The sequence below is a fragment of the Bradyrhizobium ferriligni genome, from assembly GCF_056837965.1.
In genome coordinates, this window is the sequence record NZ_JBXEJO010000039.1 from 1 (window position 1) to 14,807 (window position 14,807).

The 14,807-nt window shown below is 63.4% G+C and carries 12 protein-coding genes, 1 tRNA gene and 1 pseudogene; 3 read left to right on the forward strand and 11 right to left on the reverse strand.

What is annotated here, in order from left to right; genetic code table 11:
- Window positions 1-116: 116 nt before the first annotated feature.
- Complete coding sequence (locus tag AC1VNY_RS23050; RefSeq protein ID WP_482406899.1) at window positions 117-755, reverse strand: carboxymuconolactone decarboxylase family protein; 639 nt, start codon at window positions 753-755, stop codon at window positions 117-119.
- Window positions 756-973: 218 nt separating this feature from the next.
- On the opposite strand from AC1VNY_RS23050, the gene AC1VNY_RS23055 reads away from it, so the two are divergent.
- Window positions 974-1,378, forward strand: coding sequence for a YccF domain-containing protein (locus tag AC1VNY_RS23055; RefSeq protein ID WP_304497807.1), 405 nt, complete (start codon window positions 974-976; stop codon window positions 1,376-1,378).
- Window positions 1,379-1,399: 21 nt separating this feature from the next.
- Here the strand turns inward: AC1VNY_RS23055 and AC1VNY_RS23060 are convergent, their stop codons facing one another.
- The 3 genes from AC1VNY_RS23060 to AC1VNY_RS23070 form a co-directional block, all read right to left on the reverse strand.
- A complete protein-coding gene (locus AC1VNY_RS23060) occupies window positions 1,400-1,657 on the reverse strand; it encodes a GCG_CRPN prefix-to-repeats domain-containing protein (RefSeq protein WP_304497808.1) in 258 nt (85 codons plus the stop codon).
- Window positions 1,658-1,767: 110 nt separating this feature from the next.
- A complete protein-coding gene (locus AC1VNY_RS23065) occupies window positions 1,768-2,808 on the reverse strand; it encodes an alpha/beta hydrolase (RefSeq protein ID WP_482406900.1) in 1,041 nt (346 codons plus the stop codon).
- Window positions 2,809-2,902: 94 nt separating this feature from the next.
- Window positions 2,903-3,982 (reverse strand): LLM class flavin-dependent oxidoreductase, encoded by a 1,080-nt coding sequence (locus AC1VNY_RS23070; RefSeq protein WP_482406901.1) that lies wholly within the window; start codon window positions 3,980-3,982, stop codon window positions 2,903-2,905.
- A gap of 130 nt (window positions 3,983-4,112) precedes the next feature.
- Here AC1VNY_RS23070 and AC1VNY_RS23075 point away from each other — a divergent pair.
- Window positions 4,113-4,189: transfer RNA gene (locus tag AC1VNY_RS23075), tRNA-Arg, on the forward strand.
- 164 nt (window positions 4,190-4,353) lie between these two features.
- On the opposite strand, the gene AC1VNY_RS23080 is transcribed toward AC1VNY_RS23075, so the two are convergent.
- Genes AC1VNY_RS23080 through AC1VNY_RS23095 form a run of 4 tightly spaced genes read right to left on the reverse strand, consistent with a single transcriptional unit; the run spans window position 4,354 to window position 8,464 of the window.
- Window positions 4,354-5,517, reverse strand: a complete 1,164-nt coding sequence (locus AC1VNY_RS23080; protein ID WP_482406902.1) for an MFS transporter — start codon at window positions 5,515-5,517, stop codon at window positions 4,354-4,356.
- Entirely contained in the window at window positions 5,514-6,683 is a 1,170-nt protein-coding gene (locus tag AC1VNY_RS23085; protein ID WP_482406952.1) for an MFS transporter, read from the reverse strand. Before AC1VNY_RS23085 ends, AC1VNY_RS23080 begins: the two co-directional genes overlap by 4 nt.
- Window positions 6,684-6,734: 51 nt before the next feature.
- On the reverse strand, window positions 6,735-8,096 hold the full coding sequence (locus tag AC1VNY_RS23090; RefSeq protein WP_482406903.1) for an NAD(P)-binding domain-containing protein: 1,362 nt from the start codon (window positions 8,094-8,096) through the stop codon (window positions 6,735-6,737).
- Window positions 8,097-8,146: 50 nt separating this feature from the next.
- Complete coding sequence (locus AC1VNY_RS23095) at window positions 8,147-8,464, reverse strand: ArsR/SmtB family transcription factor (RefSeq protein WP_028341441.1); 318 nt, start codon at window positions 8,462-8,464, stop codon at window positions 8,147-8,149.
- Window positions 8,465-8,596: 132 nt separating this feature from the next.
- Between AC1VNY_RS23095 and AC1VNY_RS23100 the strand changes: the two genes are divergently transcribed.
- On the forward strand, window positions 8,597-9,118 hold the full coding sequence (locus AC1VNY_RS23100; RefSeq protein WP_482406953.1) for an ArsR/SmtB family transcription factor: 522 nt from the start codon (window positions 8,597-8,599) through the stop codon (window positions 9,116-9,118).
- Between the two features lie 29 nt (window positions 9,119-9,147).
- Here AC1VNY_RS23100 and AC1VNY_RS23105 read toward each other — a convergent pair.
- The 3 genes and pseudogenes from AC1VNY_RS23105 to AC1VNY_RS23115 form a co-directional block, all read right to left on the reverse strand.
- A pseudogene (locus AC1VNY_RS23105) lies at window positions 9,148-9,417 on the reverse strand (integrase); the annotation flags it as partial.
- A 126-nt stretch (window positions 9,418-9,543) separates the two neighbouring features.
- Window positions 9,544-9,864: a hypothetical protein gene (locus tag AC1VNY_RS23110; protein ID WP_411784192.1), complete on the reverse strand. Its 321-nt coding sequence runs from the start codon at window positions 9,862-9,864 to the stop codon at window positions 9,544-9,546.
- Between the two features lie 71 nt (window positions 9,865-9,935).
- Window positions 9,936-14,759, reverse strand: coding sequence for an NAD-glutamate dehydrogenase (locus tag AC1VNY_RS23115; protein ID WP_482406904.1), 4,824 nt, complete (start codon window positions 14,757-14,759; stop codon window positions 9,936-9,938).
- Between the last annotated feature and the right edge of the window lie 48 nt (window positions 14,760-14,807).

Below are 14,807 nucleotides of genomic sequence, written 5' to 3' on the forward strand. Positions count from 1 at the left end.
GGGTCTAACCGCGAATCGTTCTGTAGAGAAAGCCCCCACCCGCATCGCATCTTCGATGCGATGCGACCTCCCCCGCAAGCGGGAGAGGTAGGAGAGCGAGACGGCTGCAGATGCGGCTACTTCTCCAGCACCGCCAACGGCTGCACGCCGTTGTTGGCGGGGCCGGCCTGCATTGTGATCAGCGTCATCGAGACCATGTCGTAGTAGCCCATGATGCCGATGATATCCATGATGCCGCGCTCGCCGAATTTCTCCAGCGCGGCCTTGTAGACGGCGTCGCTGACCTTCCTGTCGCGATAGAGCGCGACGCCGAGATCGTACAGCGCGGCCTCGTCGTCCTTCATGCTCTCGGGCCGCGTGCCCTTGGCGATCGCATCCGCGATCTTCGGATCGAGCCCGCCCTTCATCGCCAGAGGATAGTGCGCGGACCATTCATATTGCGCGGTCCAATGCCGCGCCGTGATCAGGATCGCCATTTCGCTGAGCCGCGCCGGCAGCGAGGTATTCCAGCGCAGATACTCCGACAGGTTCGACAGCTTCGGCGCCAGATCGGGATTGCGGATATAGGCGCGGTAGGGCGGCGCGGTGAATTTGGCATTGCGCGGCGGCGCGCTGATCATGTCGGCCCAGGCCTTTTGCGCCGGCGACAGCTCCTCCGCCTTCAGCGGCGCGAAGCGCACGGCGTCCTCGGCCCGCACGGCCGACACCGACAATGCCAGCGCCGCCAAAATCCCTGCTCCGAATATTGTTCTCATTGTTGTTCTCCCTTTTCGGTGCAGGCGTCGTTGCGCCCTGCCCGGTCGCGCGAGATTAGTGGCCGTCGCGATGGATGCAATGAGGTGCCCGCTGTCGTTCGGCGCCGGCCGCCGGTGAAGCGCCTCGTCACGGCAGGCGCGCGCTTAGGCCACACCTACCGCAGCGCCGGGCAGCGGCGTATATAAGAATAGTCCCAAGCGGCGCGAAGGTGTCAGCCATGCAGCCTGTGTCTATCCTCCTGAACATCCTCTGGATCCTGATCGGCGGCGCGTGGATGGCGTTCGGCTGGCTGGTCGCCGCCGTGATCATGGCTGTGACCATTATCGGGCTGCCCTGGGCGCGCGCCGCCTTCAACATCGCCGTCTACACGCTGCTGCCGTTCGGCTCGCGTGCGGTGCGCCGCGATGAAGTGACCGGCACGTCCGACATCGGCACCGGACCGCTCGGGGTGATCGGCAACCTGATCTGGTTCATCCTGGCCGGCTGGTGGCTCGCGATCGGCCATGTGATCACCGCGGTCCTGCTCGCGGTGACCATCATCGGCATCCCGTTCGCCTGGGCGCATCTCAAGCTTGCCGGCATCGCGCTGTGGCCGATCGGCAAGGTGATCGTGCCGGCGTGACGCTGGCCTGGCCGGCGACGGCTAGAGCCAATCCTTCGTCGTCTGCGAACAGGCCTGAAGGTCGCGCCGCCAGATGAAGCCACCGCCGCCACACGGGGGGCGAGCCCGCGAGGTGGCGGGGCACTCGTTCCTGACCCGCGCGCTGGTGCCCCAGCCGTCGATCACGCAGGCACCTCGTGAGGTCCTGTGGCAGCCGTCGCCGCATCCCTCTGCGGCGTTGGCCGGGGTCAAGCCGAGAAAGGCACCGGCTGTCAGAAGCGTGATCAAGCCTGCTCTCATGATGTTCTCCATCGAGCTGTCGGTCGTGATGCTCCATTCGCGACACGAGCGTAGGCGATCTCAGTGCCGCTTGCCACCGAATCCGCGCACAAATTCTGGTGTCGGGGGGCTCAGCGCGCCGCTTCGCAGCCGGGGATGTCGAACACCGCGGTCAGGCCGCAGGGCGAGTTGAGCATCTTGCCGCCCGCATGACCGACGCCGGGCACATCCCACACGCTGTGGTTTGGCGCGCCGCCGTCGCGGGCCTGCATCACGGCGGCATAGGAATGCCCGCGCGCGTAACGGTACGGCCCCTCGGCCTCCGCCATGCAGGATTTGTCGAGCGCGGGATGATTGGGGTTGGTGTCGAGCGTTCCGAGCAGATAGATCACGCGGCGCGAGACATAGGCCTGCTCCAGCGCAGCCGGCGAAGGCTCGGCAAGATAGGGCGGGCGGTTGTCCATGCCGAACTTCCAGCTGTTATAGCCATGGCAGTTCGCCGCGATCGCGGCCTCCGGCCGCTCGTTGGTGAAATAGGCGTAGGAGGACGGATTGGCGACCACATAGCGCACGCCGATACCCTCGCGCAGCAGCACCTGGTCGCCCTTCACCGCGATCGCATAGCGCTGTACCACCTGGCCGCCGCCGGAATGACCGAACACGACGACCTGCTGCAGGTTCGGAAACAGCTTGCGGTCGCCGAGCTTCGCCAGGATGGCGTCGAGCGCCTCGAATGAGCTCGCCGGGCTCGGTGCGACCGCGGGCTCGCCGCCCTGCCAGCCATAGAGGCTCCAGCGCAAGGTCTCCGGCGGCAGCTTGAATGCCTCGACGTCGGACTCGATCAAGAATTGCGGCGCGATCATCAGCGCATGCTCGCCGGCGTCGCCGGCCGCGGCCTGCGCGCTCAGCGCCGCGCGAAAATAATCGTCGGCATTGCGTAGCACGCCGTGCAGCACAAGCACGGCGCGCGTGACATCGGGCAGCGGATTGGACCAGTCGGCCGAGAGGTAGAGCGGAAAGCTCGCATGGCCGATGGCAATCCGCGCATTGGCGATCTCCTTGACCGGCTTCAGGTCGCGCTCGGTCTGTGCCTGCGTCGCGGACGCTGTGGGTACGTGCGCCGCCGCCACGACGAGCAATGCCGCGGCCGCAAGCCAGGCCCGGTGATGCATGGTTCGACTCCGTTGCTGCCGCGAGCTCGGCTGGATCATGGCGCGTCAGGCGCAGATTCACCCGTGAACTTTCGGAAAGCTTCCGGATCGCGCCTCAGGCGACGAGCCGCCCGCGATTGTTGGCGGCGAGGATCGGGCGGATCAGGCGACCGAACCGCTCGGCCTCCTCGTCATGCAGATAGCCGGACAGACAGAAAGAGTGGCAACCGGCGTCGATGAACTGCTGCAAGGTCGCGGCGCATTGCGCGGGATCGCCGACCACCGCGATGCCGGCGCCGGGCCGCACCTTGGTGATGCCGGTCCACAGATGCGGCATCAACAGATCGCCGTAGTCGCGCGCGAGCTGCTGCACGCGCTGGTTGGCCTCGGAACGATTGTAGAGCGTCTTCATCTCCTGCTTCTGCCGGTCGGTGGCGTGGCGCACCAACTGGTCGGCCGCCTCCCAGGCATCCGCCTCGTTCTCGCGGCAGATCACCTGCAGCCGCATCCCGAAGCCGATCGCATCCTCGCGGTCATGCGCCCGCGCCATCCGCCGGATCTCGGCGATATTCTCCGCGATGCGCTCCGGCAGGTCGCCCCAGAACAGATGGACGTCGGAATGCTTCGCCGACACCTCCCAGGCCTGCCGCGAGCCGCCGCCGAGATAGAATTTTGGAAACGGCTGCTGCAGCGGCCGCGGCCTGATATGCGCGCCGGAGATGGTGTGAAACTTGCCCTGGAAATGCACCGGGCCGCGCGTCGTCCACAGCGCCTTGAGGATCGAGACCTCCTCCTCCATCAGCGCGTAGCGCTCTTCCTTGGGCTGACGCACGCCCTCGGCCTCGACCTCGCTCTCGTTCTGGCCGGCGATCAAATTGATGCAGATTCGCCCGCCCGACATCTGGTCGAAGGTCGAGATCATCTTTGCCATCAGCACCGGGTTGATATAGCCGGGCCTTGCTGCGATCAGCGGCTTGATCCGGCGGGAGCGCGCCGCCATGAAGGCGCCCGTGATCCAAGCCTCCCAGCACACCGAGCCGACCGGGATCAGCAGATATTCGAAGCCGGCGTCCTCGGCGGCCTGGACCACCCGCTCGCAGAGTTCCGGCGAGCCGGCGATCTGCGCCTCCATCAGCCCATAGGCTGTGGTGTCGCCATGCGTGGGCAGATACCAGCCGAATTCCAGCGGACGCATGGGCAAACTCCCTCGAAAGACGGCCTTTTTCCGCGGCCTGTCATATTGTCGGGAGCCAGTTTACAGCGCTTAACCGGCCGGACAACGCCGTTGCCGACAGGGAGCCAATCAGCTAAATGAACCCCTGCACGCACCCGTAGCTCAGCTGGATAGAGCGTTGCCCTCCGAAGGCAAAGGTCACACGTTCGAATCGTGTCGGGTGCGCCAGTATTTCTTTGTTTACAACGCGATATGAGCGTCCGAACCGAAATTCCAGTTCTGTCTCATTCGAGCGAGTAAGCAATCTGGATAAAATCGTCGCCGAGAGCCGATAGGTTGCTAACTGACAGTGTCGGTCAGAAGTTCGCCTCGCCTAAAGTGTTGCCACTCCGTTATGGCGCTTGTCTCGCTCGCAGGAAAAAAAGCGCGATGAATGCGGAAACCGACGCTAGCGCCGTGATCCATAACGCTCCTGCACCGAGATATTCAGCAAACAGGCCAACGGCGAGCGGTGCGACGGCACCCGTCGCACGGGCCGGAAGCGATAGCACGCCAACGCGACGGCCAAAGCCGTGCGGCCCAAACAGTGCGAGCGGTAGCGTGCCGCGCGCTATGGTCAAGATGCCATTGCCCGCGCCGTAGAAGATGGCGAAGGCGGGGGCGAGCACCGGTCCTCCAGCCGCAAGGACTATTATGCCGAGTGGATTCATGACCGTCGCAAGCCGAGTCGACGCAAGAGGATGGTAGCGGCTAAGCCAGCCCGCTTCGATAATCCGCGCTGCCACCTGTGCCGGGCCGATCAGGGTTCCCGCGAGCAGCGCTGCCGCCGGTGTTGCACCGAATTGCAAGAGCAGGGAAGGCATCAAGGCAGAAAGTCCCGAACTCACAAACCCGGTCGCTGCAAAGACATAAGCCACGAGGATCATGGCGACTGTCTCGCTTTGCTGCGCCGACTCTGCGGGGCTTGCCTCATCGGGCAAAGCCGCCTGGAATGGTTTAGCGCGCGGCAGCGACAGGTTCAGCGGCAGCGCCAACGCAATGTGAATAAGCGCCCAAACCTGGCACGCAATCCGCCAGCCAAAGTGCGCATCGAGATACGTGGTGATCGGCCAACCTATCGTGCTTGCGAAGCCTACAATCAGGGTGATGCCGGTGATCGGCCTGCGGGCGGCGTATCCATACATGCGCGTCAGTGTCGCAAAGGCGGCCTCATAGAGCCCCATCCCCATGCCAACGCCGAGGATGAGCCACGACGCGATCAACACAACGCTTCCGGACGCGAAAGAAAGAAGGACCAGCCCCCCCGCAAACACGACGTTCGAAACGGCAAGCAGCCCCCGGCCGCCGAACGTATCGATGAAATGCCCAACACGCGGTCCCAGGAGGCCCGCCATGATCAGGCCGACCGAAAGCGCGCCGAAAACGAGAGTCGACGAGATCCCAAGGTCGCGGGCGATCGGATTGGCAAGAATCGCCGGCAGATAATAGGTGGAGGCCCACGCCAGCGTCTGGCTGGTGCCAAGCGCCAGTATGATTGGAAGCTGACGTTGACTCATCCCTGTGGCGCCCTCGCCCTCGACCAATAGAGCGCGACGGGGCCGAGCAGAATGCCTGCCGCGAGTACGGCAAACGCTGCCGCCCAGGCGGTGGCACTCGATGGTCCGCCCGCCGCATCCAGCGCGACGCCAAGGGCCCACGCGCCCAAAGCCGACAGACTAAAGCCAACGGTCGAATGCACGGCCATCGTTGCGCCGCGGTAGTTGGGATCGGCGGCCATCGTCATTCCCGAGGTCAACGCACCGGAATCGGCAGGCACCGTGATGGCGTAGACCAACACCAGTGGCAGCAACAGCCATGGCGATTTGTCGGCGAACGCGCCGATCAGCAGCGCCACGCAAGCAGAACTCAACATCACGGCGGTGATGGCGCGATGTCGGCCGAACCGGATCGCGCATTCGTTGCCGAGGATGCTAGCCGGCATCGCGAGCAAGGAGAAAAGCACGCTGACGACGACGGGCGTCAGGAGTGAGCCTTCCGAGTTCCTCACCGCCACGAAAGTCCAGAATCCAACCAGCCAGGTGCGGATGCCGTAAAGCTCAAAGCAGTGGGCGCCATAGCCGAGAACAAAGCCCATGGCGTTGGTGTTGCGGAACACCGGCACGAAGTCCAAGAGGCGGCCCTGCGCGGGTTTTGGCGCCACCGGCCGCAGCAGGAAGCAGACCGAAAGCATCATCAGCGGGCCCAGCGCTGTCACGAGGAAGGCTGAGCGCCAGCCCAAAGCTTCCGCAACGAGCTGCGAGACCAGGAACGACAGCCCGACGCCGAACGAAAAGCTCGACGTATACAGCGTGACCGCGCGGGATGAATCGCCGGGTGCCAGCCGGTCAGTCAGCGCCTTGAGACCGGGCATATAAGCGCCCGCGAAGCCGATGCCCGCAATGGCGTTGAACAATGCTCCGGACCAGAGGCCGGTCGCAAACAGGCCGAACAGCAATGTACCGAGTGCACTGACCGCCGAGCCCGCAATCAGGATCTTGCGCGCGTCGATCCGGTCAGTCAGCGTGGCCAACACCGGCACCGTCAACATGTAGCCAGCTGCGCCCGAGCCGGCGAGAAGGCCAGCCTGCGCACCGCTCAGGTGCCATTCCGGAATCAGGAATGCGGCAAGTATCGACGGCACGACGACATGCGGGAGCAAGCTACCGAGCTGCCCCACACACATCGCCGCGATGACGGATCGCCCCTCTAGCGTCAGCATTCGCACCTTTCCGCGCTAAGCTGCGCAGCCACAGCCAGCTTTTCCTGCACCCTTCGCCCTAGCATCATCGACGCAACAGGCGTCCGCCCGTTCGGTGGCCGGCCCGCCACAGCATTCGACCTGTCCCGGTGTCGCGCTGCGGCTGCACACGCCTGTCTCGGGCAATACGAGTTCAACCCGCGCTGCCGCTTCATTGTCACCGGCAATTTTGGCCGCAATTGACCGCACCTGCTCATAGCCGGTGAGCATCAGGAACGTTGGCGCACGCCCATATGACTTCATGCCGGCGAAGTAGAATCCCGGCTCGTCCTGGGCGAGTTCGGCCGCGCCATGTGGGCGTACTGTGCCGCAGCTATGTTCATTGGGGTCGATCAGCGGCGCCAGCGCGATCGGGCATTCGATGGCCGGATCGAGCTGAATCCGAAGTTCACGCAAGAATTCGAGGTCGGAACGGAACCCCGTCGCGACGATTAGTTCGTCAGCCACAATGCTCCGGTCGCAGCATCCGGCAGTGGCAAGCTTCAGGCGCTCGCCGTCACGGTCGATGCGAGTCACAGGGAAGCTGGCTTCCACTCGGATTTGCCCAGAGGTTACCAGCCCTGCCAGAGCCATTCCCAGTTCGCCACGCGCCGCGAGTTTGTCATTGACGCCCCCGCCAAAAGCTTTGGCAGGATTGTCACCGCGCAAGACCCAAATGACTTCGGTGCTCGCAGCCTGAGATTTCAGGTTCGTGAGTTCGATTAGCGTGCCAACCGCAGAATGCCCAGCCCCGAGCACGGCGATGGCCTTTCCAGCATACCGGGCGCGATCCTTGCCGAGCACGTCGGGCATCCCGTACGCGATCTTGGTAGCGTTCTCCCGCTCGCCGAGGGCCGGAAGACCGTTTGCGCCACCAGGGTTCGGCGAGAACCAAGTACCTGACGTATCGATCACCGCATCGGCGCGAATGCTTTTCAGGCCCTGCCCGTTTTGGTAGCGAAGCTCGAAAGACGCGTCGCCGCGGCCTTTTGTCTTGAGCTTGTCGAAACCAACGCGACTGATGTCGATCACGCGGCTTGATGTATGAATGTGATCCTTGAGCACCGTGCGGTGAGCCAGCGGTTCGAGATACTGCGACAGCAACTCACCGCCGGTCGGATATTGCTTTGGATCCGGCGAATTCCAACCGGTTGGCGCCAGCAAGCGCTCAGCCGCTTTGTCGACGTTGTATTCCCACGGCGAGAACAACTGCACGTGGCCCCACTGCCGCATCGCATGACCAATTTCCGGACCTGCTTCCAAAACGGCCGGCGTCATTCCGCGTTCAAGAACATGAGCAGCGGCGGCAAGTCCGACAGGACCTGCGCCAATGATCGCAACCGACTTCGACTGTTCCATTTTGCTTCTCCTATCATACTAGAAATATCGAAATTTTCGACCTGAAAAGATCAGGCCGCAGTGCTTGTATCCTTGCATTCGGTCGCATCGGCGCAGCATTCAGCAACTAGAAAGTCGACCAGCCCCTGCATCACGTCATAGTTGGCGTGACACGTCAGAGTCGTTGCCTCCCGCACCTGGGTGATGAGGCCGGCGGTCACGAGCGTCTTGACGTGGTGCGACAGGGTTGATGGCGCGATTTTTAGTTTATCCTGCAGTCGGCCGACGGCCAGACCAGCCTGCCCAGCGCGAACAAGGGCACGATAGATCTTGAGCCGGGTCGGATTGCCCAAAGCTTCAAGGTGCATGGCTGCGTCATCCAGTTTCATGTCCATAATCTGTCGCAACAGCTTCAGAATGTCAACTGTATTTCTAGTATTATCGAAATAAAGACGACGAATGATCGCCTAAACGGTTTTCTGATATATCATTAATTCTCGATATAAGAACCAGAGCAAGCCATCTTGGCACTCGCCGCATTGGCCCAGCCGACCCGGCTCGATGCTTTTCGCCTGCTGGTGAAGAACGAGCCGGAAGGACTGGCGGCTGGCGATATCGCCAAGGCCCTGCCGGTCCCGCAAAACACCATGTCATCGCATCTGGCGATCCTGTCGCGCGCGGGATTGGTGGCGGCTAAGCGTTTCGGCCGCTCGATCGCATACCGCGCCGAACTCGAGGTCGCAGTTTTTGGGCTGGTAGCAACCATTCTTGCTGGCATTCGCTTTCAATGGAGCGCGGTTCTCTGGCTCGTCGGCCTTTATATCACGGCCGCGTACTGGTTCACCGCCTCAACGTCTTTCGCCAATCCAGCTGTTGCAATTGCGCGCTCGTTTACCAACACATTCTCGGGCATTCGCCCCATCGACCTTCCGGGCTTCATCGTCGCTGAACTCTGCGGCGCTGTCATCGGCTTGCTGGCAACGACCCGGTTACTGCGGTCGAGCCCCAACGCGACATCGCTGAATCCCGAGACCAAGTTGTGAGCGTGACCGTTACGACTACCAAGATTGCTTCACCTCGCGGAACACGCTGGCGACGTTGCCGCAGCGGGTGTAGCAATTGATTGCGGCGATTGAGGCGGCGCGACCTTCAGGAAGCGCGCCAAGGCCGCTTTTCGTGAATCACGGTCGAGCTCGTAGGCGGTCTGCCTGAACTCAATGCCGTCGAGAAGTCCTTGAATGTAGCCTGGGATCATATCCGCAGCCATTATGAGCGCGGTGTCAAGCGTATGGATGTACTTGCTCGTCACCGAACCTTTGGCATGACCGACCAAAGCCGCGATTACTTTTCGGATGAGTACGTTATCTTGCTCCGAAGGCAAAGGTCACACGTTCGAATCGTGTCGGGTGCGCCATTTCCTCGTCGTTTGCCGCGGATCAATTGTAGCCCTTGCTGCGCTTCCCGCGGCTTAGGGGATTCTTGCCACGACATTAGGCCGGTTTTTCTCGAGCCAGGCGACGGCCTCGGGTCCATCGACGACACACTCGAAGGTTTCCCAGGTTGGGTCCTCCAGAGATTCCAGTTGCAGTCGCTTCGCCGCGTACTCAACGAGGTCGTGCAGACGTTCGTATCCTTGTCTGCGCTCGAGGGAATCTGCAATCGCAGTGCTGGTCCATCCTCGTTGGGCCAAATCGATAATGCTCGGAGCGTCAGCCTCGCTGAACCACGGCGTGGCATCGAACTCGATGCAGCGAACATTGTCGGCGGTATGACAGGTGGCGTGGATCATTGGATTCCTCCGTTTGCCGGCTAACTACCTGCGCCAGCATTGCGCTTCTCACATCGCTGCCTCGCACGCCCTCAGGCCTTGACCAGGTCCCCCAGCAGGTTCGCCGCCACCGTCAGCTTGGCGAGGGTCAGGCCGCTGGCAGCGATCTCCTCGACCGAGCGGCGGATACGCGTCGCCTCGGGGTGAGCCGCGAGCCAGGTCTCGACGGCCTGCTGGCCAGACTGGCCGGTCGCCAGCATATCGGCGGCCAGTCTCCTTTCGGCGCCGGCGATCTGCTCGACGGCACGATCGATGGCCATGCGTTCGAAATAATCGTTGGCCGGCACATTGCGTGCGGCGGCGATGATGCGGTCGAGACGGAAATTCGCCTCGGCGGCGTAGAAGGTCGCGGCGGCATCGCCGATGGGACGCGCGGTGCGCTCGGCAACCGTCACGATGTCGGGAGCCGAGACCAAAGCGTCAAGATCGGCGAGCTCGCCGGCGAGGCCGGCCGGGACACCGGCGTCGGCGAGTTCCTGCCGCCGCTTGACGCGCGCGGCTTGCAAGTCCGGCGGCAAGGCAGTGTCGAGGCCGGCGACGATCTGGCGGATCGCCGGGCCGAAGCGCGCGACGACGGCCTCCAGCCCGTCCTTGAAATCGACATTGCGCACGTACCAGACCATGCGGGAGAGCAGGAGGTCCTGCACCGAAGCGTAGAGGGACAGTTGCAGCTGCCCGTCGATGCAGGCGTCGAGCGCGTCGATCGCGTCATTGAGCCACTTCAGGCCGAAGCATTCATCGACCGCCACATAGGCCATGACGATGGTCGGGATATCGGCGTCGGTCTCGTCGATCAGGCGCACGACGCAGGCCGGTCCGCCGCGATTGATCACCGCATTGGCGAGACTGGTCGCGATGATCTCCCGCCGCAGGCGATGCAATCCGGCCGCGGTCGGGAATTTGTCCTGAACCTCGCGCGGAAAATACTGGGATAGTTCGCGGGCAAGATAGGGGTCATCGGGCACGCTGGTGACGAGCAGGTCATCGTAGAGGGTCAGCTTGGCGTAGGCGAGCAGCACGGCAAGCTCGGGCCGCGCCAGGGACTGGCCGCGCCGTGTGCGCTCGGTGAGCGCGGCATCGTCGGGCAGGAACTCGACAGCACGGCTGAGCAGGCCGCGCTGTTCGAGCGACTGCATCAGGCGGGTGAGGAAGCCGGTCTCGGCCACACCCTTGCGTTCGGCCAGCGAGAGCGCCAGCGTCTGCAGATAGTTGTTGCGCAGCACCAGCGCGCCGACCTCGTCGGTCATCGCGGCAAGCAGGCTGTTGCGGTCGGTGGGACTGAGCCGCCCCTCGCGCTCGGGGCGCGCCAGCGCGATCTTGATGTTGACCTCGACGTCGGACGTGTTCACGCCGGCCGAATTGTCGATGGCGTCGGTGTTGAGCTTGACGCCCTTCTGCGCCGCTTCGATGCGGCCGCGCTGGGTAACGCCGAGGTTGGCCCCTTCGCCGATCACCCGGGCGCGCACGTCGCCACCCGCGATGCGGATCGGATCGTTGGCGCGGTCCCCGACCTGATCGTCGCTTTCCCCGGAGGAGCGGACATAGGTGCCGATGCCGCCAAACCACAACAGGTCCGCGCGAGCCTTCAGGATCGCCGTCATCACCTCGAAAGGCGTGGCTTGCGGCTTGTCGAGATCGAGCAGCGTACGCACTTCCGGCGCAAGCGGGATCGCCTTGAGCGAGCGCGAGAACACGCCGCCGCCCTGCGAGATCAGCGACTTGTCGTAGTCCTGCCAGCTCGATCGCGGCAGATCGAACAGGCGCTTGCGCTCGGCGAAGCTGGTCGATGGATCGGGCGAAGGATCGATGAAGATGTCGCGATGATCGAAAGCCGCCACAAGCCTTGTCGCCGGCGAGAGCAGCATGCCATTGCCGAAAACGTCGCCCGACATGTCGCCCACGCCGACCGCGGTGAACGGCATGGTCTGAATGTCGGTGCCCAGCTCGCGGAAGTGGCGCTTGACCGCCGCCCAGGCGCCGCGCGCCGTGATCCCCATCTTCTTGTGGTCGTAACCCTGGCTGCCGCCGGATGCGAAGGCATCGCCGAGCCAATGGTTCTTCTCGGCCGAAATCGCGTTGGCGACGTCGGAGAAGGTGGCGGTGCCCTTGTCGGCGGCAACGACGAGGTAGGGGTCGTCTCCGTCGTGACGCACGGTGGATTCGGGCGGCACGACGATGTCGCCGTCGAGATTGTCGGTGAGTTCGAGCAGCGAGCGAACGAAGATGCGATAGCTTTCGGTACCCTCCGCGAGCCAGGCGTCGCGCTTGGAAGGCGGCGGCAGGCGCTTGGGCACGAAGCCGCCCTTGGCACCGACCGGCACGATCACGGCGTTCTTGACCTGCTGCGCTTTCACGAGGCCGAGGATCTCGGTGCGGAAATCCTGCGGCCGGTCGGACCAGCGCAAGCCACCGCGCGCAACCTTGCCGAAGCGCAGGTGAATACCTTCGACGCGAGGGGAATAGACGAAGATCTCGTAGAGCGGTCGTGGAGCGGGTAAGTCGTCGATCCGGCGCGCCTCGAACTTGAAGGAGATCACCGGACGCGGATGTCCATCCTCGCCGATCTGCCACAGATTGGTTCGAACGGTAGCCTGCACCAGATTGGTGAAGCGGCGCAGGATGCGGTCTTCATCGAGCGAGGCGACGAATTTGAGCTGTTCCTCGATCTCGGCAAGCAAAGCCGCCTCGCGCGCCGCGCGCTCGGCGTCCGTCAAGGCGAGGCGCGGATCGAGGCGGGTCTGGAACATCGCGACCAGGCTGGCCGTGATCGCAGCGTTCTTGCGCAAGGTCTCCCACATGTAATCCTGGGTGAACGGAGCGCGGATCTGGTGCAAATAACGCGACAGCGCCCGGATGGTCGAGACTTCCCGCCAGCTTAGGGCGGTGCGCAGGATCAGGCCGTTATATCCGTCGGATTCGGCGCGATCGGTCACCACGGCCATGATCGAGGCTTCCAGGCGATGGCTGAATTCCGGGTTGATCTCGATGGGCTGCCCGTCGCTGGTCTCGATCGTCATGTCGTGCAGCCAGACCGGCGCAGGCCTGGTGCCGGGCACGATCTGATAGGTGCGTTCGTTGACCACGCGCAGGCCGTGATTTTCGATCACCGGCACGCGGTAGGACAACGACAGCGGTACGGCGTTCGAAAACACCTTAAGGCCGAAGCGCCTCGGATCGTCGCCTTCGATGCGGTAAACCGAAATCGTTACCGGGCGGGCCGGCGTCAGCTTTTCGACGGTCGTGATATCGGCGATCGCCTGTTCCGCGCTGAACACCTCGGTATAGCCGCCGCTGAAGGCCTGGGCATATCGGTTGGTGAGCATGCGCGCCCGCATGCCGTCGGTCGACGCGGTGAGCGCGGCCTTCAGCTTGTCGGCCCAGGTCGCGGCAATGGCGCTGATCCCGGCTTCGAGCAGGGCGCGGTCGACGACAGGCGTTTTACCTTCATAGCGTCCGATGATGAAGTGGACGCGCGCAAGCGCCCCTTCAGGGAACGATACGTAGGAAGCGGACAGCTTCCCTTTGTAGACCTGTGCCAAAAAGGCTCCGACGCGCGTGCGGACGTCGGTGTCGTATTTGTCGCGCGGAATGAAGGTGAGGATGGAGACAAAGCGATCGAACTTGTCGACCCGCGGCAGCGCCCGGACGCGCGGACGCTCGTAGAGGATCAGGATCTCGATGACGAAATTGTAGAGCGTGTCGACGTCGATCTGGAACAGCTCGTCGCGCGGATAATCTTCGAGAATATGCATCAGCGCCTTGCCGGAATGGCCGTTCGGGTCGAAGCCCGCGCGCTGCAGCACCCGCGAAACCTTGTGGCGGACATAAGGGATCTGCCGTACCGAGCGAGTATAGGCGCCCGAGGTGAAAAGGCCGACGACGCGCAACTCGCCTTCGAGCCGGCCGTCGGGCGAGTAGAGTTTGATGCCCACATAATCCATCCGGGTGCGGCGATGGACGCGGCTGGAGACATTGGCCTTGATGACGATCAGCAGGGTCGGCTCGTGCATGAACTCGCGGATTTCCGGCGTCATCACCACCATTTCGCTGCCGCGGCGCAGGACCTTCACGTCCGGATCGCGCAGGATGCCGAGGCCTTCGCCGGTTGTAATGTCGTCCGACGCGTCGCTGTCGGGCGAGAAGCGATATTTGCGTACGCCGAGGAAAGTGAAATTGTCCGCGCAGAGCCATTGCAGGAACTGATTGGCTTCGGCGAGTTCGTCGATCGGCAGCGGCGGCGGATTGGAAGAGAACGTCTTGATCGCTTCCTCGACACTGTCACGCATGACGCGCCAGTCGGCAACGCAGGCGCGGACATTGTTCAACGTCCTGGTCAGGCCGTCGATCAGCTTTTGGCGATCGGAATCCGCATCCAGGCGGGTGATGTGGAGATGAATCAGGCTTTCGCGCGCGCCCTTTGCTCCGTCCGGCAGTGCTTCCCCGTAGAATCGCAGCAGCTTGCCCCCTTCATCGCGCTCCACGGCGATGATCGGGTGAGCGACCAGGGTGACCTCAAGGCCCTGCTCGGCGAGCTCCGCCATGGTGGAATCGAACAGGAAAGGCATGTTGTCGTTGAGAATTTCGAGCACGGAAATCTCGCGCCCGTTCGGCAACGTCGGATTGACGACGCGGATATCGGCGCTGCCGGCCGTGCGCCGCTGCACGTGCTCCCAGGCTTGCTCCGCCAGTTGGGCAAGCGAGGCGGCATCGTAATTGGCGAGATCCTCGATATTGGTGTAGCCGAACAAGGGCTCGGCAAAGGCCCGGGGGCTCTTGCCCGCTGGCACGCTGCCCGCTGCATCGCGGATCAGGGCTGCCCGGGCCTTGTCGTCACGCCACGCCATAATGTCCTCCATTTGCCGTGCCGTCCGATCGCAGCCGCGACCATCCGCTTGATTCTGGAG

Bases quoted from the DNA above. Each gene is read 5' to 3' on its own strand.
- AC1VNY_RS23050 (WP_482406899.1), bottom strand. From the start codon at position 755: ATGAGAACAATATTCGGAGCAGGGATTTTGGCGGCGCTGGCATTGTCG.
- AC1VNY_RS23055 (WP_304497807.1), top strand. From the start codon at position 974: ATGCAGCCTGTGTCTATCCTCCTGAACATCCTCTGGATCCTGATCGGC.
- AC1VNY_RS23060 (WP_304497808.1), bottom strand. From the start codon at position 1,657: ATGAGAGCAGGCTTGATCACGCTTCTGACAGCCGGTGCCTTTCTCGGC.
- AC1VNY_RS23065 (WP_482406900.1), bottom strand. From the start codon at position 2,808: ATGCATCACCGGGCCTGGCTTGCGGCCGCGGCATTGCTCGTCGTGGCG.
- AC1VNY_RS23070 (WP_482406901.1), bottom strand. From the start codon at position 3,982: ATGCGTCCGCTGGAATTCGGCTGGTATCTGCCCACGCATGGCGACACC.
- AC1VNY_RS23080 (WP_482406902.1), bottom strand. From the start codon at position 5,517: ATGAGTCAACGTCAGCTTCCAATCATACTGGCGCTTGGCACCAGCCAG.
- AC1VNY_RS23085 (WP_482406952.1), bottom strand. From the start codon at position 6,683: ATGTGTGTGGGGCAGCTCGGTAGCTTGCTCCCGCATGTCGTCGTGCCG.
- AC1VNY_RS23090 (WP_482406903.1), bottom strand. From the start codon at position 8,096: ATGGAACAGTCGAAGTCGGTTGCGATCATTGGCGCAGGTCCTGTCGGA.
- AC1VNY_RS23095 (WP_028341441.1), bottom strand. From the start codon at position 8,464: ATGAAACTGGATGACGCAGCCATGCACCTTGAAGCTTTGGGCAATCCG.
- AC1VNY_RS23110 (WP_411784192.1), bottom strand. From the start codon at position 9,864: ATGATCCACGCCACCTGTCATACCGCCGACAATGTTCGCTGCATCGAG.
- AC1VNY_RS23115 (WP_482406904.1), bottom strand. From the start codon at position 14,759: ATGGAGGACATTATGGCGTGGCGTGACGACAAGGCCCGGGCAGCCCTG.